The organism is Streptomyces omiyaensis (assembly GCF_014650895.1).
GTDB classification, from domain to species: domain Bacteria; phylum Actinomycetota; class Actinomycetes; order Streptomycetales; family Streptomycetaceae; genus Streptomyces; species Streptomyces omiyaensis.
In genome coordinates this window covers 88896-111965 of sequence record NZ_BMVV01000016.1, presented here as the reverse complement: position 1 = coordinate 111965, position 23070 = coordinate 88896, and the positions used below count along the sequence as shown (strand labels likewise).

At 73.8% G+C, this 23070-nt stretch carries 19 protein-coding genes; 7 read left to right on the top strand and 12 right to left on the bottom strand.

Annotation, left to right across the window (positions count from 1 at the left end; genetic code table 11):
• Positions 1 to 276: 276 nt before the first annotated feature.
• Positions 277 to 1074, bottom strand: coding sequence for a helix-turn-helix transcriptional regulator (locus IE287_RS24790; protein WP_189851378.1), 798 nt, complete (start codon positions 1072 to 1074; stop codon positions 277 to 279).
• A 155-nt stretch (positions 1075 to 1229) separates the two neighbouring features.
• Between IE287_RS24790 and IE287_RS24785 the strand changes: the two genes are divergently transcribed.
• The 4 genes from IE287_RS24785 to IE287_RS24770 all read left to right on the top strand — a co-directional run bounded on the left by IE287_RS24785 (position 1230) and on the right by IE287_RS24770 (position 5023).
• A complete protein-coding gene (locus IE287_RS24785; RefSeq protein ID WP_189851377.1) occupies positions 1230 to 1784 on the top strand; it encodes a hypothetical protein in 555 nt (184 codons plus the stop codon).
• 177 nt (positions 1785 to 1961) lie between these two features.
• On the top strand, positions 1962 to 2477 hold the full coding sequence (locus tag IE287_RS24780) for a hypothetical protein (protein ID WP_189851376.1): 516 nt from the start codon (positions 1962 to 1964) through the stop codon (positions 2475 to 2477).
• Positions 2478 to 2646: 169 nt separating this feature from the next.
• Positions 2647 to 3888, top strand: a complete 1242-nt coding sequence (locus IE287_RS24775; RefSeq protein WP_373307893.1) for a hypothetical protein — start codon at positions 2647 to 2649, stop codon at positions 3886 to 3888.
• Positions 3889 to 4105: 217 nt separating this feature from the next.
• Complete coding sequence (locus tag IE287_RS24770; RefSeq protein WP_189851375.1) at positions 4106 to 5023, top strand: YihY/virulence factor BrkB family protein; 918 nt, start codon at positions 4106 to 4108, stop codon at positions 5021 to 5023.
• 31 nt (positions 5024 to 5054) lie between these two features.
• Here IE287_RS24770 and IE287_RS24765 read toward each other — a convergent pair whose 3' ends face one another.
• Positions 5055 to 6353, bottom strand: a complete 1299-nt coding sequence (locus IE287_RS24765) for an MFS transporter (RefSeq protein ID WP_189851374.1) — start codon at positions 6351 to 6353, stop codon at positions 5055 to 5057.
• A 138-nt stretch (positions 6354 to 6491) separates the two neighbouring features.
• Between IE287_RS24765 and IE287_RS24760 the strand changes: the two genes are divergently transcribed.
• Entirely contained in the window at positions 6492 to 7394 is a 903-nt protein-coding gene (locus IE287_RS24760; RefSeq protein WP_189851373.1) for a winged helix-turn-helix transcriptional regulator, read from the top strand.
• A gap of 134 nt (positions 7395 to 7528) precedes the next feature.
• On the opposite strand, the gene IE287_RS24755 is transcribed toward IE287_RS24760, so the two are convergent.
• Positions 7529 to 8743: a trans-sulfuration enzyme family protein gene (locus IE287_RS24755; RefSeq protein ID WP_189851372.1), complete on the bottom strand. Its 1215-nt coding sequence runs from the start codon at positions 8741 to 8743 to the stop codon at positions 7529 to 7531.
• Between the two features lie 209 nt (positions 8744 to 8952).
• Between IE287_RS24755 and IE287_RS24750 the strand changes: the two genes are divergently transcribed.
• Entirely contained in the window at positions 8953 to 9411 is a 459-nt protein-coding gene (locus IE287_RS24750) for a hypothetical protein (RefSeq protein WP_189851371.1), read from the top strand.
• Between the two features lie 95 nt (positions 9412 to 9506).
• Here IE287_RS24750 and IE287_RS24745 read toward each other — a convergent pair whose 3' ends face one another.
• Both IE287_RS24745 and IE287_RS24740 read right to left on the bottom strand, forming a co-directional pair.
• On the bottom strand, positions 9507 to 9803 hold the full coding sequence (locus IE287_RS24745; RefSeq protein ID WP_189851370.1) for an STAS domain-containing protein: 297 nt from the start codon (positions 9801 to 9803) through the stop codon (positions 9507 to 9509).
• Entirely contained in the window at positions 9800 to 13993 is a 4194-nt protein-coding gene (locus tag IE287_RS24740; protein WP_373307892.1) for a SpoIIE family protein phosphatase, read from the bottom strand. Before IE287_RS24740 ends, IE287_RS24745 begins: the two co-directional genes overlap by 4 nt.
• Positions 13994 to 14354: 361 nt before the next feature.
• Between IE287_RS24740 and IE287_RS24735 the strand changes: the two genes are divergently transcribed.
• Positions 14355 to 14711: an STAS domain-containing protein gene (locus IE287_RS24735; protein ID WP_189851369.1), complete on the top strand. Its 357-nt coding sequence runs from the start codon at positions 14355 to 14357 to the stop codon at positions 14709 to 14711.
• 60 nt (positions 14712 to 14771) lie between these two features.
• Here the strand turns inward: IE287_RS24735 and IE287_RS24730 are convergent, their stop codons facing one another.
• The 7 genes from IE287_RS24730 to IE287_RS24700 all read right to left on the bottom strand — a co-directional run bounded on the left by IE287_RS24730 (position 14772) and on the right by IE287_RS24700 (position 23059).
• Positions 14772 to 16421, bottom strand: coding sequence for a fused response regulator/phosphatase (locus IE287_RS24730; protein ID WP_189851437.1), 1650 nt, complete (start codon positions 16419 to 16421; stop codon positions 14772 to 14774).
• Positions 16421 to 18268: an ATP-binding response regulator gene (locus IE287_RS24725; RefSeq protein ID WP_229883705.1), complete on the bottom strand. Its 1848-nt coding sequence runs from the start codon at positions 18266 to 18268 to the stop codon at positions 16421 to 16423. Before IE287_RS24725 ends, IE287_RS24730 begins: the two co-directional genes overlap by 1 nt.
• The gene (locus IE287_RS24720; RefSeq protein ID WP_229883704.1) at positions 18265 to 19317 is read right to left on the bottom strand and encodes an anti-sigma regulatory factor; all 1053 of its coding nucleotides are present in this window, start codon (positions 19315 to 19317) and stop codon (positions 18265 to 18267) included. The genes IE287_RS24725 and IE287_RS24720 overlap by 4 nt, the downstream gene beginning before the upstream one ends.
• On the bottom strand, positions 19314 to 19736 hold the full coding sequence (locus IE287_RS24715) for an ATP-binding protein (RefSeq protein WP_189851367.1): 423 nt from the start codon (positions 19734 to 19736) through the stop codon (positions 19314 to 19316). Before IE287_RS24715 ends, IE287_RS24720 begins: the two co-directional genes overlap by 4 nt.
• A complete protein-coding gene (locus tag IE287_RS24710) occupies positions 19733 to 20110 on the bottom strand; it encodes an STAS domain-containing protein (RefSeq protein ID WP_189851366.1) in 378 nt (125 codons plus the stop codon). Before IE287_RS24710 ends, IE287_RS24715 begins: the two co-directional genes overlap by 4 nt.
• Positions 20107 to 20952, bottom strand: a complete 846-nt coding sequence (locus tag IE287_RS24705) for an STAS domain-containing protein (RefSeq protein ID WP_189851365.1) — start codon at positions 20950 to 20952, stop codon at positions 20107 to 20109. The genes IE287_RS24710 and IE287_RS24705 overlap by 4 nt, the downstream gene beginning before the upstream one ends.
• 352 nt (positions 20953 to 21304) lie before the next feature.
• The gene (locus IE287_RS24700) at positions 21305 to 23059 is read right to left on the bottom strand and encodes a lectin (RefSeq protein WP_189851364.1); all 1755 of its coding nucleotides are present in this window, start codon (positions 23057 to 23059) and stop codon (positions 21305 to 21307) included.
• Positions 23060 to 23070 lie beyond the last annotated feature (11 nt).

The window sequence follows — 23070 nt, the reverse complement described above, 5'->3', positions numbered from 1 at the left end:
GCGGCTCGCGCTGTCGCGAGCCGGTCCGTACGGTAGCCCAGCGATCTTGCCGTGGCGTATCGCCCGCCTGGTCACGTCCACCGGCCGATGCCGGGCACCGGCCCCGTCCCGCGCTTCCCGGCCCGGCTTCCCCGCCTCGGCCACGCGCCCCGTGACGCCCGATCCGGTGACCGGCGCTCTCCGGGAGGGGCTCGGAGCCCGCCTCGGCCCGGAAGGCGAGGACGATGCCTGCCGTCCGACCCGGGAGGCGAGCCGTCCGGGAACGGCGACCGGGACTCAGCCGGCCCGGTCGCCGGGGCGCGGCAGCAGGCCGGCGTCCTGGGCGCGCAGCACGGCGCCGAGCCGGTCCGCGGCCCCCAGCTTCCGGTACAGCGCGTTCAGGTGCTTGTGGACGGTGCGCGGCGAGATGCCGAGCCTGCGTCCGATCACCTCGGCGGTCAGCCCCGTGGCCAGGAGGTGCAGCACGTGCGTCTCGCGCGGGGTCAGCGGTGCCGCCAGGGAGCGGTTGGCCTGCCGTCTGCGCTCGCTCCCGGAAGCCGCCCGCAGCGCCGACAGGAGGGACCGGTGGGCCGTCGCGGCCGTGAGCAGCGGCTGGACGCGTGTGGCGTACCGCTCGTCGTGCCGGGAGAAGTCGCCGCCGGAGCGGTGCACCAGGAACCCGCTGACGTGCGGCCCGCGTCCCGGCAGCGGCAGGCCGAACACGTGCCGCGTCCCGAACGCCTGGTGGAGGGCGTCGGCCGTCGGACTGCTCCGCCAGGTCCGCGCCCCCACCACCCGTGCGGCGCTCTGTGGCGTCCAGTCGCCACTGGCCCCGTAGCGGTCGATGAACGGGTACCCCGAGCGGATGTGTTCCTGCACCGGGTCGTCACCGGCGCCGATCTCCGGCAGGCGCCGGGGGGACCGGATCACCACGCTGCCCCGCTCGCGCGTCCAGGGCACCTCCTTGACCACGATCAGCTCCCCGTCGAGCGCCGCCAGCAGTTCCTCGGTGAGCATCGGCCAGACGGACTCGGGGCTTTCGGCGCTCATCACCTCGACCGCCAGGTCCAGCATGCGTGCGTACCGGTCCGACATGACGGCCACCCCTGACGTCCCCGCGGGCTGTGCCTTCCCACGGTAACCCGCCGCCGTCCATACGCACTTCTCCCCATGGTCCGCCCCGGAGGGTTCCCGCCATGATCGGCGGCGGACGGACCACGGGGTCCGCCGGTCCCACGGGGAGATCGCCCATGTTCGCGAAGACATCGGCCGCGGCGGCCGCGCCCGTCGACGCGCCGCCGCAGGCCCGCCGTCGCCGCCACGCGCTGCTCGCCGCCGTGCTCGGCACCACCGCCTGTCTGGGGGTCACGGCGCCCGCGGCGACGGCCGCCGGGCAGCGGGCGGGAGCCACCCACTGCGTCACCGTCCTGAACGGCGTCGAGCGGGGCGAGGGGGAGTCGACGGTCCGCAGCCGCACCTGCTTCTCGGGACCCGGTGCGGGCGAACGCGCCGAGCGGGCGGCACCGGCCGGCGCCACCCAGCTCATGCTCTGGGCGGAGCACGGCGACTGGGGCGGCGTGTACGACCGCGTCTACGGCTACGACGGCCCGTGCGACGCGGCCGGTTACAGCTTCACGCCGAGCACGTGGTGGTCGAACAACCTGTCCTCCTTCCAGGTGATGGGCGGCTGCAACACGTCGTATCTGAGCGGTCCGCGGGGCAACGGCTCGTTCACCGGGCAGGTGTCGTACGTCGGCGCCGCGCTGAACGACGCGGTCACCTACGTGAAGGTCTGGCGCGGCTGACACCCCGACCACCGACCGCCGCGTGCCGGCCACCGACCACCGACCGCCGCATGCCGGCCACCGACCACCGGCCATCGCGTGCCGGCCACCGACCACCGACCACCGCATGCCGGCCACCGACCACCGGTCATCGCATGCCGGCCACCGACCACCGACCACCGAAAGGGCATCCTCGACATGCGTCCACTGCCTTCCGTCCTCGCCTCCCTCGCCGCGGTGTGCGCCGTCGCGGCCGGCCTGGCCGTCACGGGGCCCGTCGCCCCGGCGCGGGCCGCCGCGTCGGACTGCACGGGCGGCGCCCGGGGCTTCCGCGACCACCCGGACAACGCCTCCGGCGACACCGACAAGCCCCGCAGGCTGGACCTCGGCGGCGGTGTCGTCATCACCCTGGAGAAGGGGGTGTACGGGGACCAGCAGATCGGCTTCGGGAAGATCAGCGGCCCCACCCGTCCGGGCGACAAGGTGTGGATGGACTGGCGGGCCGCCGGCTGGGACGACGGGGGCAGGCCCGAATGGCCGGTCCGCCCCTGGCTCCAGTGCGGCCCCTTCACCGTCCAGAGTCACGGCCAGAGCCTGACGACCCCCTTCAAGCGCACCAGCACCGACCCCCAGTACCAGTTCCGGGTGTGCGGTTCGCTCGCCTCCGACGGCGTCGTCCGCTGCGCCACCCGGAACGGCGTCGACTGGTGGTGATCCGCCGGCACCGCCGGCACCGGCGCACCCCTGAGGTCCGCCGTGGGGCGGGAGCCGGAACACCGGCACCGCACCCCACGGAGGACCGCGCTCCCGGGAGTGGGCGCTCCGGCCCACCGACCCTCCGGTCAGGCCTCGCGTGCGAGGCCTGCGCACGTCTGGACGATCCATGACCCTGTCCCGTACACGATCCCGTACGCCTTCCTCCTCCGCACGACGCCGCCCGTGGGGGCGGCCGGCCCAGGCCGGCCCGCTCGCCGCCGTCCTCGCGGCGCTCGCGGCGCTGGTCCTCGCGGTCTCCCCGCCGGCCGCGGCCCTCCCGTCACCCCATCCGATGCCCGCGACCGGGCGTGCGGACGTGCCGTCCGGAGTGACCGCGGGTGTCGCCGTCTTCGACCGCGCCTCCGGCTCCTTCACCGAACAGGTCAACCCGTCCCTGCCCTTCCGCTCGGCCTCCGTGGTCAAGCTCCTGATCGCGCTGGACCTCCTGGGCGACCGCGGACCCGACGCGCTCGGCGCGCAGGACCGCGCACGCGTCGACGCCATGCTGCGCGCCAGCGACGACGCCGCGGCCGGCCACTTCTGGACCGTCAACGGCGGCGGCGCGATCATCGACCGGATGGTGCGCAGGCTCGGCCTCACCGACACCTCCCGCCCCCCGGCGACCCACCCCGGATACTGGGGGTACACCGCGCTCTCGGCCCGGGACGCCGTCAGGACCTACCGGTACCTGCTGGACACCGCGCCCGCCCCCGTACGCGACTACGTCATGGGCGCCCTGCGCTCCTCGACCCGCTGCGCCGCCGACGGCTACGACCAGCACTTCGGCGTTCCCGGTGCCTTCGAGCGTCCCTGGGCGGTCAAGCAGGGCTGGTCGGGCTTCGACTCGGGCGGTTGCACCACACCGGCCGCGGCCGCATCACCGGCCGGGGCCGCACCACCGATCGCCGCCGCACCGGCCGCCCGCACCGGCGGTCCGGCCGCCGCGGACGTGGACCTCGCCCGGCCGGCCCTGCACACCACCGGCACCGTCGGCACCGGGGACCGCACGATCGTGGCCGTCCTCACCCTGCACCCGGGCGGCACCTCGTACGGCAAGGCGTACACCGACCTGGGCCGGCTGACCCGCTCCCTGGACGTGCCCGGAGCCACGCGCCCCGCCGGGACGTGGATCGGCACGTGGGGCAGCGGCGTCAACGTCCGCGCGGAAGCCACCACGGAGTCCCGGAAGCTGACGGCGCTGCCCGCCGGCGTCGAGGTCCTGGTCTCCTGCCAGAAGCGGGGCCAGGAGGTCAGCATCCCTCCCTACACCAACGACTGGTGGGTCTACCTGCCCCAGTACGGGGGCTACCTCACCAACATCTACCTGAACGTCCCCGAGAACCAGGTCCCGGGCCTGCGCCTGTGCTGAGCCGGGCGGCGGACCCGTCCGCCACGGCGGGGCCGGGCCGGGGCCGGCCCCGCCGTCCGACGGGTACGCGGACGGTTCCGCCGCGGGGCCCGCGGACCACGCCCCGCGCCCGTGGGGCCGGACGAGGACCGCCGGCGCCCGGCCGTACGGGGCGGACCCCGCCGGCGGTCACCGGGAAGCGGCGGATGGGAACGGCCGCACCGGGCAGGAGACCACCGTGACCTCGAACACTCTCCGCACGCGACGGAGCACCCCGGGGAACCGGCCCGCCGGCCTGCCGGGACGCGCGGGCCCGCTCCTGCGGACCACCGCCGTGCGCCTCTGGGAGGACAACGTCGCCGACCACGCGGCGGCGCTCACCTACTACGCGGTGCTGGCGCTCGTCCCCGCCCTGCTGGTCCCGGTCTCGCTGGTGGGGCTGGCCGGCACCGGCACCCGCGAGCGCCTCATCCGCGACCTCACCTCCTACCTCCCTCCCCAGTCGGCCCAGGTGCTCCGGGAGACCCTGGAAGGCCTCACCTCGGCGCCGTCCTCGCTGTGGCCGCTGATCGTCACCTGCGTCCTGAGCGCCCTGTGGTCGGCCTCCAGCTACCTGGCGGTCTTCCGCCGCGCCCTGTATGCGATGCACCGGCTGCCCGACACGCGGCCGCCGCTGCGCGCGGCACACGTCCTCGTCCTCACCGCCGGCGCGCTGCTGGCCCTGCTCGTCACGGGCGCCGCGTGCCTGGTCGCGACCGGTCCCGTGGTCCGCCGGCTCGCGGTGGCGACCGGCCACCCCGACGCGGACTCCATGGCCGTCCTGCGGTGGCCGGTGCTCCTCGTGATCGTCACCGGGCTGATCCTCGTCCTCTACCGGACCGGTCCCGCCCGGGCCCGCGGCGGCCGCCGGGGTTACCCGGGCGGCGTCCTGGCGGCCCTCCTGTGGCTCGGCGCCTCGGCGCTCTTCACCCTCTACACGCAGTTCGGCACCTACAGCCGCCTCTACGGTTCGCTGGCCGGGATCGTCGTCTTCCTCGTCTGGCTGTGGTTCGGCAACCTGGCCCTCCTCGCCGGCGCGCAGTTCGACGCGGTGCTCGCGGGGGCCGGCGAACGGACCGAAGAGACGCCGGAGGACTCCGGGAACGCCCCCTCCTGAGGACGGGCACGGGGCTCCGCCCGGGAGCCCGTCAGGACGCGGGGCGGGGCGCCGCCGGGCCGGCGCCGGCGTGCCGGACGAGGTCGCGGTGGCGGCCCACCCCGGTGGTGAAGAGGTAGAGCGGGGGCAGGAGGGCGGCGGCGCAGACGGCCCAGAGGGCGGTGTGGGCGCCGAAGCGGGTGGCGAGGAGACCGGCGGCGACGGCGCCGAGCGGCAGCGCGCCCCAGGAGACGAAGCGGACCGTGGCCATCACGCGGGAGAGCAGCTCCGGCGGCGACTGGGTCTGCCGGTAGGTGCGGGTGGTGATCGAGCCGATGACGGTGCCGAAGGCGAAGCCGGCGTTGCCCAGGGCGAACCAGTACGCGTCCTGCCCCGACGTGGTCAGCGGCGCGAGCAGGAGCAGCGCGCCACCGGCCAGGTCGGCCACGATGATGCCCCGCGCGGTCCCGAGCCGGGTGGTCACCCGGACCGCGACAGCGGCGCCGGCGAGACCGCCCACCCCGTCCATGGCGAGGACGAGGCCGAGCTCCAGGGGACCGAAGCCGGCCTCGCGGACCAGGTAGAGGGGGGTGAGGGCGAGGAGGGCCGCGTTGAGGAAGTTGGCGGCGGTCGCCCAGATCATGCAGGGCCGCATGACCGGGTGACCGGTGACGTACCGCCACCCCTCGCGCATCAGCCGGAGCGCGCTCTCGTCGCCGCGGTGCGCGGGGCGGCCCTCGGGGAGGGTGCGCAGCAGCACGGCGGAGGCCAGGTAGCTGGCGGCGTCCACGACGAGCGCGCCGACCGGTCCGGTCACGCCGATCAGGACGCCGCCGAGGGAGGGGCCGGCGGTGTCGGTGACGGAGTGCGTGCCGGACATGACGCTGTTGCGGGCGGCCAGCTCCCGGGCCGGGACGACGGCGGGCAGGAAGGTCGAGTTGCCGATGTCGAACAGGACGGTCGCCGCGCCGGTGACGAGCGCCGCGCACAGCAGGTGGGGGTAGGTCAGGGTGCCGAGCCACCAGGCGAGCGGCAGCGACCCGAGCGCCGCGCACCGCACCAGGTCGAGCGCGACCTGGAGCCGGCGCAGCGGGACGCGCTGGGCGACGACGCCGGCCGGGAGGCTGAGCAGCAGCCAGGAGACCTGTCCGGCGGCGGCGAGCAGGGCGACCTCGAAGGCGGTGGCGTCGAGGACGGTGAGGGCGACGAGCGGCAGGGCGAGCGCGGTGACGGCGGTGCCCGCGCCGCTGGTGGTGGAGGCGGCCCAGAACCGCCAGAAGACGCCCGGCGGCGAGGTGTCCGGCACGTCGTCGTGTCGGTCCTGCTGAGGAATCGTTCGTGCCCCGCCCATGCGGCGACCACCCCCGGAACTGGTCAGTCTCTTTCGGGAACCTTTTGGTTCCGAGTGAGTTTCTATAGGGAACTGACCTCATGGCGCAAGATGGTCCCCAGGAGCGGCCGCCGTGCGCGCAGGAGTGGAGACGCTGTGATGAGATCGGTGCCCGAGCGGGACGCCGCCTGCGCGATCGCGCAGGCGGCGGCAGTGGTGGGGGACTGGTGGAGCCTGCTCCTGGTCAGGGAGACCGCGCGCGGGCACCACCGCTTCGACGCCCTCCAGGAGGAGCTGGGCATCTCCCGGAAGGTGCTCACCGAGCGCCTGGCCCACCTGGTGGAGGCGGGGGTCCTGGAGAAGGTCCCCTACCAGGACAGGCCCGTGCGGCACGAGTACCGGCTGACGGAGAGCGGTCGGGGGCTGCTGCCGGTGCTGCTGTCGATGCAGGACTGGGCGGACCGCTGGATCTTCGGGGACGGTTCGCTCAGCGGCACCGCCGACGGGACGGGCGCGGAGGCGCGGCGGGTGGCGGCCCTCGTCGGCGAGCGACTGCCGCGCCTGGAGCTGCCGGGCCACCGGGACGGCGCGCCGGTGGACCCGGTGGCCGGCGCAGCCGCCACGGTCCTGTTCTGCTATCCGGCGACAGGCAGCCCCGGCCCCCTGCCGGAGGGCTGGGCGGGCATCCCCGGCACCGTCGGCTGCACGCTGGAGAACCGCCTCTTCCGGGACGCGTACGACGACTTCCGCGCCGCGGGTGCGGAAGTGCACGGCGTCAGCACCCAGCGCCCGGACGAGCAGCGGGTGTTCGCGGTCGAGGAGGGCCTGCCCTTCACGCTCCTCTCGGACGTCGACCTGCGCCTCGCCGCCGCCCTGCGGCTGCCCACCTTCCGCGCCGGGCAACTGCTGCGCCTGAAGCGGGTCGTCCTGGTCCTGGACCGCGACCGCACGGTCCGGCACGCGCGCTTCCCGGTGACGGACATCCCGGCGGCGGTCGCCGAGGCGCTGGCGGAGGCCCGGCGCCTGGCGGCGGACGGAACGGGGCGCGCGGTCACCTCCTGACGCCCCGCCGCCCCGGAAGCCCCCGGCCGGACCACCGCCGATCGGGGCCACCCGGTGTCCGGCCCCTGTCCCCACCGACGTGCCTGCCGCCGTGTCGGTCACGGGCGCCCCTGTCCGCGCCCGCACGCACGCTCCTAGAGCGCGGACGCCTTGCCCAGGGCCTGCTCCAGGTCCGTCCACAGGTCCTCGACGTGCTCGATGCCGACCGAGAGGCGGACCGTGCCGGGGCCGATGCCGGCCGCCTCCAGGGCGGCGGCGTCGAGCTGGCGGTGCGAGGTGGACGCCGGATGCATGACCAGGGTCTTCACGTCGCCGAGGGAGACCGAGAGGGAGGCCAGCCGGACCGCCTCGACGAAGGCCCGGCCGGCGTCCCGCCCGCCCGCGAGGTCCAGCGAGACCACGCCGCCCGCACCGTCCGGCAGCAGCCGCTCGGCGAGCTCCCGGTCCGGATGGCCCGCGAGGCCGGGGTAGCGGACGGCGGCCACCGCCGGGTGCCCGGCGAGCCGGCCGGCGATCTCGGCGGCGGAGGCGCAGTGGCGCTCCATCCGCAGGGACAGGGTCTGCATGCCGCGCAGGGTGAGCCAGGCGGCGAAGGGGTCGGTGCTGGCACCCGCCTCGACGGCGAAGTGGCGCAGCCGGGAGAGCAGTTCCGGGTCGTCGGCGACGACGACGCCGCCGAGGACGTCCGCGTGGCCGGCGAGGTACTTGGTGGCCGAGTGGACGACCAGGTCGGCGCCGAGCGCGAGCGGGCGGCAGAGCAGCGGGGAGGCGAAGGTGTTGTCGACGGCGACCGGGACGCCCGCCTCGCGGGCCACGGCGGCGAGGGCCGGGACGTCGGAGACGCGGGTGGTGGGGTTGGCGATGGTCTCCAGGTAGAGGAGGCGGGTGGTGGGCCGCAGCGCGGCGGCGACCTCCGCCGGGTCCGTGCCCGAGACGTGGGTGACCTCGACGCCCCAGCGCTCCGCGAGGTCGGTGAGGACCGCGTACGTGCCGCCGTACAGGCAGCGCTGGGCGATGACGTGGCCGCCGGCGGAGAGCAGACCGAACAGGACGGCGTTGATGGCGCCCATGCCGGAGGCGAAGGAGAGCGCGCCGGCGCCGCCCTCCAGGCGGGCGACCGCGTCCTCCAGGGTGCGGACGGTGGGGTTGCCCATGCGGCTGTAGAGGAAGGACCCGCCCGACTGCATGGAGTCGGCGAGGGCGTCGGCGGACTCGAAGCCGAAGACGTGCCCCTGGTGGAGGGGGACGCCGAGGGGCACGCTGCCGGTGATCTCGACCCGGGGCGGATGGACGGCGAGGGTCTCGGGACGGAGACCGCCGGCGGCGGAGTGATCGCGTTCGCTGTTCATGGGGCCAGTCTCGGGAACGGCCCGCCGCCGTCGACAGGGCCAATTCCGTTTCCGTGGTTCCCCGTCGGCACGTGACCCGGCCGAGCCCCTCCCCGTCCGCCGCGCGTGCGGGGTCTTCCGGAGGGGGCCGGATCGGTCACGATGGAGGACCGCCGGGCAGTGGGCGCGGGCCGAGCGAGGGGGGCGTCCTGGACGGGCAGCGGGAGCGGGTGGGACCGGCGCCGTGGCTCGCCCTCGCCTGCCTGGCCGGGCTCGTCCTGGCCTACGCCGTGCTGGCGAACTTCACCGGAGAGCCGCGGGCGGCCCTGTGGGGCGAGCCCGGCACCGTGAGCGAGATCGGCTGCCGGACCCACGACGCCACCGCGGCCGACGGGGGAACGCCGGAGTCCTGCTCGGGCACCTTCACCCCGGACGGCGGCGGTTCGCCGTTCGCGGCCACCGTCGAGGGCGACATCGGCTCACCGCCGGTCCGCGCGCGGCTGGACGACGCCTCCGGGACCGCGTACCTCTCGCCCACGGTGTGGGCGGGCGTGCTCCCCGTGGGGCTCTCGCTCCTCCTCGCCGGCCTTCCGGTGACGGTGACGGTGCTGTACGCGCGTCACGCCCGCGCACAAGGCGCGGGGCGCCGCCCCCGAGGACCGGAGCGGCCCGGTCCGGCGCGGGACTGAGCCGGCGCCGTCCCCTCCGACGCGGTCCGGCCCCGGCGTCCCGGGCCGTCACTCGACGGGGCCGGCGCGGGACGCCCGGCTCCCCCCTGCCGCCCTCAGCCGTCCGTCTCGCGGACGGTGGTGAGGTCGGCGAGACCGGAGACCGCCAGCACGGGGGCGATCAAGGGGGACGTGAGGAGTTCGATGCGCTCGTGACGGGCGAACAGCACGCTCAGCGCGGCGCTGTCGAGGTACTCCACCGCCGTGAGATCGACGACGATGCGGCCCGGCAGCGCGTCGAGAGCCGAGGCGAGGGCATCGGCGTTGCTCATGTCGATCTCACCGGCCGCCTTCAGGACCGGGGTGTCGTCCGCCCGGCGGCCGGGGGTGAGGAGGAGCGGAGTCGTGGTCATGGAGTGATCCTCGTGTGCATGTCGACGGTGGTCCCGGCAGGACCGGGAACGATGGTGACCTGCTGCATCAGAGCACGCATGAGGGCCACTCCGCGTCCGCGGCGGGGGAGCGCCCGGGGGTCGGGCCGCTTCCAGCGGCCGGTGTCCTCGACGCGGAGGCGCAGTGCGGCGCCCGAGGTCTCGGCGTGGAGACGCACGGTGTCGCCGGGGGAGTCCCGGTGACCGTGCTCGATCGCGTTGGCGCACGCCTCTCCGGCCGCGACGAGGACGTTCTGGGCCGTGTCCGCGGGCACGTCGCACTGCTTGAGCCAGCCGCGTAGGGCCTGGCGGACGGTCGCGAGCTGTCCCGACTCGGCGGGGAACACGAGGTCGAGGGGAGCGGGGTGGCGGTAGAGCAGCAGCGCGACGTCGTCGTCGTAGCCGTCCGCCGGCGCCAGACGGGCCATCAGGTCGCCGGCGAGGGCGTCGAGGTCCGTGCCGCGGCCGTCCTGGACGGCACGGCCCGCCCGGGCGATGCCCTGGGTGAGCGGCACCCCGCGGCGTTCGACCAGGCCGTCGGTGTACAGCAGGAGGGTGGAGCGGGCCGGCATGACGCACGTGCCGGTCGGACGGTCCCTCCCGGGAAGGACGCCGAGCGGGATGGAGCGGCCCTCTTCCAGCAGGACCGTGGCGCCGTCCGCGGGGGTGAGGATGCCCGGGGGGTGGCCGGCGCTGGAATAGCTCAGGCTTCCGGTTCGCGGATCGAGCACGCCGCAGAACACCGTGGTGCACAGCGCGCCGGGGACGCCGACCGCGAAATGGTCCAGTGCCATGAGGACCCGGGCCGGATCCGGCTGCTGCAGGAGCAGTGCCCGGCACGCGCTGCGGAGCTGCCCCATGACCGCGGCGGCTCCGAGCCCGCGGCCGACGCAGTCCCCCACGACGATGCCCATGCGTCCGTCGGCCAGGGGCACCGTGTCGTACCAGTCCCCGCCCACCTCCAGGGGCCGGACGGCGGGTTCGTAGCGCACGGCGAACCCGCCGGGAAGCCGGGAGGGACCGAGGATGGCCCGCTGCAGGGCGAGCGCGGTCTCCCTTTGCCGGTCGACCTGCCGGGCACGGCCCAGTGCCTGCGCCAGTCGCCCGGCCAGCAGGGACAGCAGCAGTTCGTCCTCCCCGCTGAAGGGGCGCCGGAGGCCGAGGTCCACCCGGAGCGCGAGCGGGCCGTCGGGATGCTCCACCAGGATGCCCGCGCCGTGATCGTCCGCCACCGGTGTGAGCGGGGGCCGCCCGCTCAGCCCGGTCAGCAGCCGCCGTTCGCCGGCGGGGAGCCGGTCCCACGTCACCGGCGCTCCCGCCACGGTCAGTTCGGGCCGCTCCCCGGCCGTGAAGACGGCTGCCGTCACCCGGTGGGCACGCCACAGACCGCGCAGCTCCTCCAGGGCGCCGGCGAGGACGCCGGTCGTACTGTCCGCCTCGGACATCCGGGAGCTCAGAGCCGCCAGGGCGTTGTCGCGCCGGACGGCGTGGTGCTCGGCGGTGACGTCGCGGAAGGTGCCCACGACGACACGCCGCCCGGTGTCCGGGTCCTCGGCCCGGGCCACGGTGACACTCACCCAGACCCGTCGCCCGTCGCGATGGGTGAAGGGGACGGTGGCGGACCCCTCTCCTGCCCGGGCCAGCCGGGTGAAGGACTCCTCCGCCTGGCGGTGGGCCTCCGGGTCGCGCCGGGAGTCGGGCCACCACGGATGCGGGGTCGGATGGGGCAGCTCCTGGGGGCCGTAGCCGAGGATGCCGGCGAAGGCGGCGTTGGTCTCGATGACCGCGCCCTCCTCGTCACAGACGAAGAAACCCTCCTGAAGGGAGTCGACGAGGGCGGTGCGCCAGCGCGCGTGGTGGTTGCGCAGCCGGGAGAGCTCCACCGCGGCGCGCACCCGGGCGAGGAGTTCGCCGGCTGCGAAGGGTTTGACGAGGTAGTCGTCCGCGCCGGCCCGCAGGCCTTCGATGGAAGCCTCCTGGCCGGCCCGGGCGGAGAGCAGCAGAACGGGGACGGTGGCGGTGCGGGGGTCGGCGCGCAGCGCGGCCACGAGCGCCAGGCCGTCCAGGCGGGGCATCATGACGTCGCTGACGACCAGGTCGGGGGCCTGCTCTCGGATCGCGGCGAGAGCCTCCTGGCCGTCGTGCACGCTCCGCACCTCGTGACCGGCACCGGACAAAAGACGGGTCAGGTACTCGCGCATGTCCGCGTTGTCGTCGGCCACGACGATCTTCGTCGAGCCGGCTGCCGCGCGGTTCCGGGCCGGTTCCGGGACGGTTCCCGCCGCCGGGCCGCTTGCGACGGAGACCGGATCCCCTTCCTGCGCCGGTTCGGGAAGCCAGCGCAGCGCCTCCTGCAGGTACGGCTCGGCGGTGTCGCCCGTGGTGGCCGGCGGGCCCGCGGGGGCCACTGCTTCCGGAGGCAGGTGCGCCGTACCGAAGGGCAGGCGCACCGTGAACCGTGTGCCCCGGCCCTCGGCGGACCGGACCGTGATCACACCGCCGTGCAGGAGCACCAGCTCCCGGACCAGGGCGAGTCCGATGCCGCTGCCCTCGCCGGAGCGCGCGCGGGCGTGCGCGACGCGGTGGAAGCGCTCGAAGAGCCGGGGGACCTCGTGTTCCGGCACCCCCGTGCCGGTGTCCGTGACCACCACCACCGCCTGCGCCCCCTCCGCCCGCACGGAGACCCCGATCGTCCCCTCGAAGGTGAACTTCAGCGCGTTGGAGAGCAGGTTGAGGACGACCTTCTCCCACATGCCGCGGTCCACGTACACCGGGACCCGCAGCGGCCGGCAGTCGACCACGAGACCGATCCCGGCCCTGTCGACGGCGGAACGGAACACGCTGGCCAGGTCGGCGGTGACCGCGGCCAGGTCCACGGGCTCGTAGCGCGCCTCCACGCGCCCGGCCTCGATGCGGGAGAACTCGAGCAGGTTATTGACCAGCCGGCCCATCCGCAGTCCGTTGCGGTGGATGACGTCGAGTTCCTCGCGCACCGCGGCACCGGCGTCGGCCAACCGGGTCCGCAGTTCCTCGACGGGACCCATGATCAGGGTCAGGGGGGTCCTGAACTCGTGGCTGATGTTGGAGAAGAAGGTGGTCTTGGCCCGGTCGAGCTCGGCGAGCTCCTCCGCACGCCGTTGCTGCGCCCGATAGCTGCGGGCACGGGAGACGCCGGCCGAGAGGTGTCCCGCGACCAGCTCGACGAAGCCGCGGTAGTCCTCGTCCAGCGGCCGGTAGCGGTTCAGGGCGGTCACGAGGAAGCCGTACGGCGTGGTGTCCTGGCCCGGCAGCGGCGTGATCAGCGCGTGCGTGGGCGGTTCCGGCCAGGCACCGCCGGGCAGGGCCGCGTGGGCCGGACCGTCCAGCGCCACCGGAACGGTCTCCTGCCGGGTCTCCCGCCCCGCCGGCCACGGCACCGGCCACGGGGCCGACGCGTCGTCGGCCACCAGCCTCTCGGGGGCCGCGGGGTGCCCCGCGGCGATTCCGGTCGACGCCTCCAGCCGGGCCGAGCCGTCCTCCTGGAACAGGTACGTGAGGGTGAACGGCAGGTCCTTGGTGTTGCGCTCCAGCTGCCGGCTGGCGAAGGCGACCGACTCCTGCTCGGTCAGAAGCGCGAGGGGAACCGACCCCAGGTCCCGCAGCGTGCTCATCCGGCGTTCGGCGACGACGCGGTCGGTCTCCTCGCTGACGACGCACAGCACGCCGACGACCCGGCCGTCGTCGTCCCGGAGCGGACTGTACGAGAAGGTGTGATAGCTCTCCTCGGAGAACCCGGAGCGCCGCAGGAACAGCAGCAGGGCCTCGTCCCACGTGGAGCTTCCGGCGAGGACGCTGTCGACACGCGGCCGCACGTCCTCCCAGACCTCCGCCCAGACCTCCCGCACCGGCCGGCCGAGCGCCCAGGGATACTTGCGTCCCAGCGTGTCGCGCCGGTAGGCGGCGTTGCAGAAGAACGTCAGCTCGGGCCCCCACGCCATCCACATGGAGAAGCGGGACGACAACAGGATGCTGACCGCGGTGAGCAGACTCTGCGGCCAGTCCTCCGGGCGGCCCAGCGGAGTCGCCGCCCAGTCCACTTCCGCGAGGTCACGGCCGATCTCCGGATCGGCGGCGAACGCCCCGGGCGGGCCCGCTTCCGGCACGGGGGACTTCAGGCCCTCGCCCTCGACCACCGACAGTCCTCCCTTTTCCGTGTTCCGCCGTTCCCCGCATCACGCCGTCGCACCGGGTTCGTGGGGGCGCCGGCCACGCGCGCCTGCCCCGATCCCCGGCCGACACGCCCGCGTGCCGCGAGAACAGGGCATGATCCGTAGGATAAACCTGTCACCGCATCCGAGGGCGTGTGCGCATGACCCGCGAGGCCGCGGCGGAGAAGCGGGGTCCGGTGCGCATGGGCCCGCCCGGCAGGGAGGCCGGTGACACATACTTCGTCGAGCCGTGGAGAGGCGGAGGACATCGGGGACGAGGCCGTTGCTCCACACCTCCTCGCCCGGACCGGCCGCCCGTACCCACCCCAGCCGCACAGGAGAACCGGTGAACGAGCACACCCTCACCGTCAGCCCCCGGCCCGCCGCACCGGGCGCCACCGTCTTGGTCGTGGACGGTGAACTCGACCACCACACCGCGCCGCTCCTCGCCCGGTGGCTCGGGGGGGAGCTGTTCGCCCCGGGCGCCCGTGTCGTCCTCGATCTCACCGCGCTCACTTACTGCGACTCCACCGGGGTGACCGTCCTCGTCGGTGCCTACCAGAAGGCGCATGCGACCGGGTGCGCCCTTTCCCTCGCGGGCGTGAACGACGACCTGACCCGCGTTTTCACGATCATGGGCCTGGACCAGGTCTTCAGTTTCGCGCCCACGGCCGCCGACGCGCTGGGACCCGACCGGCCCTGACCGCGCGCGCCACCGCTCCGCGGCGCCGACGGGACCGAAGGCCGCCGATGCGGCCCTCCCTCACCCCGCCGGGCCCGTGACACGGACCGCCATCAGGGCGACGTCGTCCTCCCCGTCGGGCGGGAACGCCGTCAGCAGGCCGTCGCACACCTTCTCCACATCGGCCGGCAGCGTCCCCATGACGCCGGCCAGCCGTGTCAGCGAGTCCCCGATGTCCTCGTGGCGCCGCTCGATCAGGCCGTCCGTCGTCATGACGAGCACCGATCCCGCCGGCGCCGCCACCTCCGCCGCCGGCGGCTGAGGGAGCCTCAGGCCCAGAAGGGGACCGTGGTCCTCGATGAAACGGACGTCTCCGTCCGGGGTGCGCAGAAGCGGAGGCAGGTGCCCGGCGTTGGCGACGTGCAGCAGTCCCGTGTCGCCGTCCACGAGAACGATGCACAGAGTGAGGGTGAGCGGAGCCTCGATGGCCGTGAGCAGGTTCTCGATCCGGTCGAGGATCGCCCGCGGCGAGTGCTCCTCGATCGCGTAGGCGCGCAGGGCATGGCGGATCTGTCCCATCAGCATGGCCGCGTCGAGGGAATGGCCCGCCACGTCTCCGACGGCGAGCAGGAGCCCGCCCCGGGTGGGCAGCGCCTCGTAGAAGTCACCGCCGATCTCCGCGTGCTCGCTGGCGGGCAGATAGCGCACCGCCAGATCGGCCAGCGGAGAACGGGGCAGGGTGTCGGGAAGGAAGCTCCGCTGGAGCGTCAGCGCCAGGTCGTGCTCCTCCGTGTAGCTGCGCAGCGCTTCCAGGGCCAGGGCGCACGCCTGGGCCAGCTGGGTGAGCAGCCGCTCGTCGTCCGAGGTCACCACGGCACCGGTGGGTACGGCGAGGCAGACCGGGGGGCGCCCCGGCTTGGCCCGGGCGATACCGGCGGCAAGCACGCCTCCGGGTATCAGGTGCCGGGGAAAGTCCGGCCAGGACTCGGCGTCGACCCGCAGGAGCCGGGTGCCGGTGCGCTCGCCGAGCTCCTGGTACGACGGCAGTTCCCGCACGTCGAACTCGCCGACGGCGTCGCCGGAGGCGGTCGCGGCGTCCGGGCCGGGGGTCCTTCGGCCGGCCCGTGCCGCCGTGCCGACCGCCGATGTGGGTTCGCCGTGCGGAGAGATGAGGGTCGCCACCGCCGTCGTTCCCAGCACGATCGCGGCGCCTTCCGCCGCCGCTCGTGCGACCTCGGCGGCGGTGTCCGCGTGGTAGAGCAGATGGGTGGCTTCGTTGAGGTGCAGGAGACGGTCGGCCAGGTGCTCGGCCCGGCGCCGGGCGCGTGCGTAGCGCAGGGCGGCGGTGACGGTGGCGAGGAGCTCGTCCGGGGCGATGGGTTCGGTCAGGTAGGCGTCGGCCCCGCGATTGAGGCCCTGCGTCCGGTCGGTGGCGGTGATCGCCGACGCGGAGACGTGGATGACCGGGAGAGCCGCCGTGACGGGATCCGCCTTGATGCGCTCGCAGACGTCGAACCCGGTCATGTCGGGCAGGCGCACGTCGACGAGGGCGACCTCCGGCAGCGGTTCACCGGCCTTCAGGATGGTCAGTGCCCGGGTGCCGTCCTCGGCCTCGACGACCGTGTGACCCGCCCGCGACAGCGTGGTCCTCAGCACGTACCGGTTCGTCGGGTTGTCGTCCACGACGAGGATGCTCGCCGGCGAGTTGTCGGACGGGGACGGTTCGGGGATCACGCTGTCGTCCTGCCGCTCTCGGCGGGCGCGTCGCCCGCCACGGGGGAAGCGGGAGCGGACACGGCCGGGGCGAGCCCCAGGGCCAGCAGGATGCGCTCCCGGTCGAGATGGGTCTTGTTCAGTACGGAACGGGCATGGGTGAGCCGGGTCCGGTCCACTTCGCTGGGGTCGGTGGAGGTCAGCACCACCACGGGGATGCGCGCCGTGACCGGGTCGCGGGCGAGCACTCCGAGCAGGGTGTAGCCGTCCGGCGCGGGCATGACGAGGTCGACCAGGATCGCGTCCGGCTTGCGCTTCCGGATCACCTCGAAGGCCCGCGAGCTGACCGTGACCTCGGTGACCTCTTCGGCGATGCGCTCCAGCGTCGGCCGCAGCAGACCGAGGAACGTCGGGTCGTCGTCCACCACCACGAGGGAGCCGAGCCGGCCCACGGGTTCCGCGGTCCGGGGTGCGTCCCGGTCCGGATCCGACGCGTTCGCGGCGGGCGCGTCGAGCTCGGCAGGCACGTCCACGCGCACGGTGGTCCCCTCGCCCGGGGCACTGCTCAGCGCGAGGGTGCCCCCCAGGATCGTGGTGAGCCGGCGTGCGTACGGCAGCCCCAGGCCGGTCCCGGACTGTCCGCGCTGGTGCATCCCCAGCACCTGGTAGAACTCCTCGAACACCCGGTCCTGCTGATCCAGCGGAATCCCGATGCCCGTATCGGTGGTGGTGAACACGAACCAGGTCCGTCCGCCCCGCGTCTCCGTCTCGACCGTCAGCCTGACCTCGCCCGACGTGGTGAACTTCAGCCCGTTGGACAGGACGTTGCGCAGGACGCGGGTCAGCATCACCTCGTCGGTGACCAGCCGGGGAAAATCGGACACGTCGGGAATGTCGAGACGGACCCCCTCGTGTGCCGTGCCGCCCAGGGTTCCGCGGAGCTGGTGCAGCAGGGTCCGCAGATCGGTGTCGGCCGGCGCCGGCTCCAGCCGCCCGGATTCCGCCTTGGCCACGTCCAGGAGCTCCTCCACGAGAGCCAGGAGGGTGCTGCCGGAACCGGCTATCAGGGAGAGCTGCTGCCGCTGGTCCGGCGTCAGCGGATCGGCGTCGGAGGCCATGAGCAGCCGCGCCAGGGAGATGACCGAGTTGACCGGGGCGCGCAGCTCGTGGCTGACGTTGGCCCAGAACCTCGTCTTGGCCTCGCTGGCCAGACGCAGCTGCCGCGTCTTGTCCTCCAGCTCGGCGTAGAGGGCGACCACGCCCGTGTTGGTCTCCTCCAGCTCCGAGGACAACTCGCTGTAGAGGGCGACCACCCCCTTGTTGGTCTCCTCCAGCTCCTCGTTCAGCCGCCGCAGCTCCTCCTGCTGGGCCCGCGACTCCTCCAGGGCCCGGAGCAGCTGGCGGTTCTGCGAACGCAGTTCCTCGCTCATGCTGAGGTCGCCCGAACCGAGGACCGCCCCGTGGGCCTGCTCGATGAGCTGTCGGCGGGAAGTGCCCGTCGAGGGCAGCCGCTGTCCCACTGTCAGGGTGTGCCCTTCCTCCGAGGTGCGGTACTCGCTGCGGTCGAGGAGCCGGCGCGCCGCCCGCACGGTCTCCGCACCGGGGCGGCCGGAACCCCTCCAGGTGAAGGAGGCGAGAAAGCAGGCCCCTTCGGACCGCTCCTCGGCCCGGAGCTCCACCTGGAGTCCGGAAGATCCCAGCAGATCACGCCCCACCTCGCTCAGCACGGTTACCACGCGGACCAGCTCATGGCCCTTCAGCCCCAGGGCTTTGCAGAGCAACTGTCCCTGCCTGCGGAGTTCAAACACGTCCCTGTCGACGTCCAGCGACAGGACGCCGAGCCGGTGGGACCCCGCGTACGTCACGGGGCGGTCGCCTTGACGACCACGATGCCGGCGTCGTCCCGCCGCACGCCCGCCTGGCCCAGTATCTGCGCGGCGATGAGCGCGGGACGCCGTCCGAACAGACCGGGGAAGGACGCCGGGGTCCAGCGGTCGCTCAGCCCGTCGGAGTGGAGGATCACCACACCGTCCCGCTCCAGGGGCGCTTGATAGGTCCTCAGGTTCGGCATCTGATGGCCCACGATCCCCGGCAGCGACAGCAGGGTGCTCCGCTTGTCCCCGTGGACGGCACAGGCACTGATGTTGCCCACACCGCAGTGCTCGACAACGCCGCGGGAGAGGTCGGCACGTGCCACCGCGACCGCCGCGCCACGGGTTCCCTTCAGTTGGTCGTGCAGTGCCCTGACGATCATCTCGGGCGATCGGTGGGAATTGTTCCTGAAGGCGGCCCGTGCCCGTTCGGCGGCCAGCGCCGCCAGCGGACCGTGCCCCAGCCCGTCGCACATCATCGCGGTGACGACGGGCCCGCCGGGTCCCTCGTCGGTGCGTGCGGCCCAGCTGTCCCCGCACACGCTCTCGCCGCTGATCGGCCGGGTCAGCCCCGCCACCCACGGTTCGGCGGCCGGGACCGCGCCGTCGCCCTGGACGGACCAGAACCGGGCGAGGAGCGCCGTCCCCGCGTGCGGCAGCGAGTGCACGTCGAACGTGTCGGCGCACCGGGCGATGGAGCCCAGGCCCACGCCGAGCGTGCCCCTGCTGGAGGTGCCGTCGGCGAGCGCCGCGGACAGGTCGGGGATGCCGGGACCGTTGTCCAGCGAGATCAGCTCGACGGCTGCCCGGTCGGGCAGGGTCACGACGCGCAGGGCGAGGGAGCCGTCCTTCGCGTGCTTCTGCAGGTTGGTGGCGGCCTCGGTGACGGCGAGCTCCACCTGGGCCACCCGGTCGGCGGGCATCCCGACGCGGCGCGCCAGACGCGCGGCCTCACGGCGCGCGACCGCGTCCAGCGCCGCTCCCAGACGTATCCACACCACGTCCTCGGCCTCTATGCCGCGGCCGTCCGCCACGGGGTTCACCGCGCCCACTTCAGCACCGTCACCGTGGTGCCGACACCGGGCGTCGAGTCGAGTTCGAACTCGTCGACGAGCCGGCGCGCTCCGCTGAGGCCCAGCCCCATGCCGCTCCCGGACGTCCACCCGTCCGTGAGGGCCAGCTCCATGTCCGGGATCCCGGGACCGGCGTCGGCGAAACGCACCCACACGCCCACCCGGGCCACATCGCGGACGACCACGGCCTCCACCGTGCCGCCGCCCCCGTAGATGAGGGTGTTGCGGCCGAGCTCACTGGCGGCGGTGACCAGCTTCGTCTGGTTGACCAGGGACAGGCCGGCCTGCTGGGCGAGCAGGCGTACCGTCTGGCGTGCCTTCACCACGTCCCCGCTCGCCTGGATCGGCACTTCCTCGCGCGAGGCCTCGTCGGCCGGGTAGTCCCTCACCGGTTTTCCGGGGATGACGCCTGTGCGCGGCGGAGGTACCCCAGTCCGAGCTCCAGGTTGAGCGCGGTGCGGACACCTCCCAGGGATAGTCCGAGCTCCACCAGGGTCATGGCGACGGCGGGCCGCATGCCGACGACGACCGTCTCCGCCCCGAGGACGCGGGAGATGGCCGCCGTGGTGGCGAGCATCCGCCCCACGAACGAGTCGACGATCTCCAGCGCGGAGATGTCGATGACGACACCGCGGGCGGAGGTGGCGACGATCTTCTGGGACAGGTCGTCCTGCAGGTCGAGCACCATCTGGTCCTCCAGGTCGACCTGGATGGACACCAGCAGGATGTCCCCGATCTTGAGGACGGGAACGCGATCGCTCACAGCAGGCCCGCCGCACGGGTCGAAGCGGCCTTGTCGATCTCGACGAGAGCGTGACGCAGGGCGTCCGCCAGGGTGGCCTTGGTCGGGATGTCGCCGAATTCGATGCCCAGCCCCACGATGGTCTGCGCGATCTGCGGCCGGATGCCCGAGATGACGCACTCCGCACCCATCATGCGCGCCGCGACGACGGTCTTGAGCAGGTGCTGCGCGACCTGGGTGTCCACTGCGGGGACACCCGTGATGTCGATGATCGCGTGAGTGGAGTTCGAGTCCAGCAGGGCCTGCAGGAGCTTCTCCATGACCACCTGCGTGCGGGCGGAGTCCAGCGTCCCGACCAGGGGGACGCCCACGACGCCGTCCCACAGCTTCACCACGGGTGTGGACAGCTCCAGGAGCTGCTGCGACTGCGCGGAGATGATCTCCTCGCGGGTCCGCGCGTACTCCTCCACCGTGAACAGCCCCAGGTCGTCCAGGAGGTGCGAGAACTGCAGGTAGGCGCGGATCTCCTCGACGGACCCGCCGAGCAGGGACTCCAGCACCTCCTTGAGGGAGAAGACGCTCACGGCGGTCTCGGTCGGGGTGAAGCCCTGGCGCGCCCGGTTCCTCGACAGCTCGACCAGCAGACTGCGCACCACCCCGTACTCCGGGCCGCGCCCCGCGAGGCCGCCGGCGGCCAGCGCCTCGGTGATGGCGTCGTACAGCTCGCTCAGCTCACGGCCGAGCTCCACGGTGCTCAGTCGGCCGTGCAGGGAGGCGGCCACGGTCTGCTCCCACTGCGCGATCAGCTCGGCACGGCGTGCCGAGAGCAGCTCCAGCAGCCGCTTCGAGTCGTCGCTGTCCATACGGGGTCCCCTCCACATGTCACCTAATCAGAACGCTGCCGACCTTACGGCACTGATCAGGGCACCGTTCAAAACCGCTGTCCCCCGGAGGGGCCGAGCGTCCCGGTCGCCCCCTTGCCCATGGGCGGACACCTGCCCCAGGACGCCCGGTCCACACCGTGAGCGCGCGCGTGAGACGCGTCACTCCCGGAGTGAACCTTTCCCCCTCAGGGTGACGCGTGACGCAGGAGGGGCAAGGCCCGGACGACCGCGGTGACGCGGGGGCGTCGCGGCGTCCGTGCAGAGCGTGACCGTGTCCCGGCGGCCGGTGACGGCCGCCGGGACACGGTTCACCCCCTTCTCGCGGGGCCGGTCACGGAAGGGTCCACTTCTGGTTGGGGCCGGTGTGGCAGGTCCACAGGTGGACGGGGGTGCCGTCGTTCCAGGTGCCGCCGGAGGCGTCGAGGCACTTGCCGGACTGGGGGTTGCGGACGGTGCCGTCGCTCTGGGGCGTCCACTTCTGGGCGCCGGTGCCGTTGCAGCTCCAGAGCTGGATCCTCGTGCCGTCGGCGGTTCCGCCGCCGGAGACGTCGAGGCACTTGCCCAGCGCCTTCACCGTGCCGTCGTCGGCGACCGTCCACTTCTGGGCGCCGGTGCCGTTGCAGCTCCAGAGCTGGATCTTCGTGCCGTCGGCGGTCAGCGCGTTGTCCACGTCGAGGCACTTGCCGTTCACGCCCTTCACCTCGCCGGTCCGGGGGCCGGGCTGCTGCCCGCCGAGCTGCTTGACCCGGACGTCGCGGAAGGACACCTCGTCGCCGTCGCCGTGGTTCTGGATGCCGACGTGGCCCTGGCGCAGGCTGCGGGCGGGGTCGGTGTTGGTGAAGTCGTTGATCTTCCGGCCGTTGAGGAAGATCTCCAGTCGCTCGCCGGTCACCCGGAGCTCGTAGGTGTTCCACTCGCCCGGCGGGTTCAGTGCGGCGTCCCTGGCGGCGATGTCCGCGGACCTGAAGCCGTAGACGGCGCCGGTGGTGCGGTCGGTACCGTCCGTGGCGTCGATCTGGATCTCGTAGCCGTTGTTCACCGCGGACCAGGGGTCGTCGGAGGCGGGGAAACCGAGGAAGACACCGGAGTTGTCGTCCCCGGCCGCCTTCCAGTCGAGTTTGACGGAGTAGTCGCCGGTGAGCTCCCGGGCCGCGTACCAGAGCATGCCCAGCCCGCCCCGCGAGGTGAGGGTGCCGTCCGCGAGGTCGAAGCCTCCGGGGCCGGCCTGCCGCCAGCCCGTGGTGGACGAGCCGTCGAACAGCGGGGTGTAGCCGGTCTCGGGCCGGCAGTCGGCGTCGGTCATGCCCGCGGCCCACCGGATGCCGCCGAGGAGGTGGCGGCGGAAGGCGGGCTCGGCGTAGGACTCGTCGGTGTGGCCGCCGCCGGTGTAGAAGGCGCGGCCGCCCCGGTACTCCTTGCACCAGGCGATCGGGTGGTCGCCGGCCATGTTCCCGCCGGAGTAGCTGGACTCGTCGAGGGAGGCGAGGACGCGGGCGGTCGTGCGCGGGTTGGTGCGGTAGTCGTACCACTCGTCGGTGCGCTGCCAGGTGCCGCCCAGGTGGGCCGTGGCGTCGTGGGCGCGGTCCTCCACGTCGACGGTGGCGGACTGGATCGCCGGGTGCGAGTGGAAGAGGGCGCCGGCGAGACCTTCGTAGAAGGGCCAGTCGTACTCGGTGTCGGCGGCGGCGTGGATGCCGACGTATCCGCCGCCGCCCTGGACGTACTGCTCGAACGCGGTCTGCTGGGGGCCGTCCAGGACGTCACCCGTCGTGGAGAGGAACACGACGGCCTTGTACTGGGCGAGGTTGCCGCCGGTGAACGCCTGGGAGTCCTCGGTGGCGTCGACGGAGAAGTCGTGGGCCGTGCCGAGGGCGCGCAGGGCCGCGACGCCGTCGTCGATCGAGGAGTGGCGGAAGCCGGCGGTCCTGGAGAAGACGAGGACCTTGTACGCGGGATCGGCCGCCGCGCGCGCCTCGGGGGCGGCGACGGGGACGGGCGTCGCCGAGGGCAGGGCCGCGGCCTGCGGGGCCAGTGCGAGCGTGGCGCCGGCGAACAGACCGAGGATCGCTTGCAGAGGGGTTCGCATGGGGGTCGTCC

Coding starts and splice junctions, on each gene's coding strand:
- IE287_RS24790 (WP_189851378.1), bottom strand. CDS start 1,074: ATGTCGGACCGGTACGCACGCATGCTGGACCTGGCGGTCGAGGTGATG.
- IE287_RS24785 (WP_189851377.1), top strand. CDS start 1,230: ATGTTCGCGAAGACATCGGCCGCGGCGGCCGCGCCCGTCGACGCGCCG.
- IE287_RS24780 (WP_189851376.1), top strand. CDS start 1,962: ATGCGTCCACTGCCTTCCGTCCTCGCCTCCCTCGCCGCGGTGTGCGCC.
- IE287_RS24775 (WP_373307893.1), top strand. CDS start 2,647: ATGACCCTGTCCCGTACACGATCCCGTACGCCTTCCTCCTCCGCACGA.
- IE287_RS24765 (WP_189851374.1), bottom strand. CDS start 6,353: ATGGGCGGGGCACGAACGATTCCTCAGCAGGACCGACACGACGACGTG.
- IE287_RS24760 (WP_189851373.1), top strand. CDS start 6,492: ATGAGATCGGTGCCCGAGCGGGACGCCGCCTGCGCGATCGCGCAGGCG.
- IE287_RS24755 (WP_189851372.1), bottom strand. CDS start 8,743: ATGAACAGCGAACGCGATCACTCCGCCGCCGGCGGTCTCCGTCCCGAG.
- IE287_RS24745 (WP_189851370.1), bottom strand. CDS start 9,803: ATGACCACGACTCCGCTCCTCCTCACCCCCGGCCGCCGGGCGGACGAC.
- IE287_RS24705 (WP_189851365.1), bottom strand. CDS start 20,952: ATGGACAGCGACGACTCGAAGCGGCTGCTGGAGCTGCTCTCGGCACGC.
- IE287_RS24700 (WP_189851364.1), bottom strand. CDS start 23,059: ATGCGAACCCCTCTGCAAGCGATCCTCGGTCTGTTCGCCGGCGCCACG.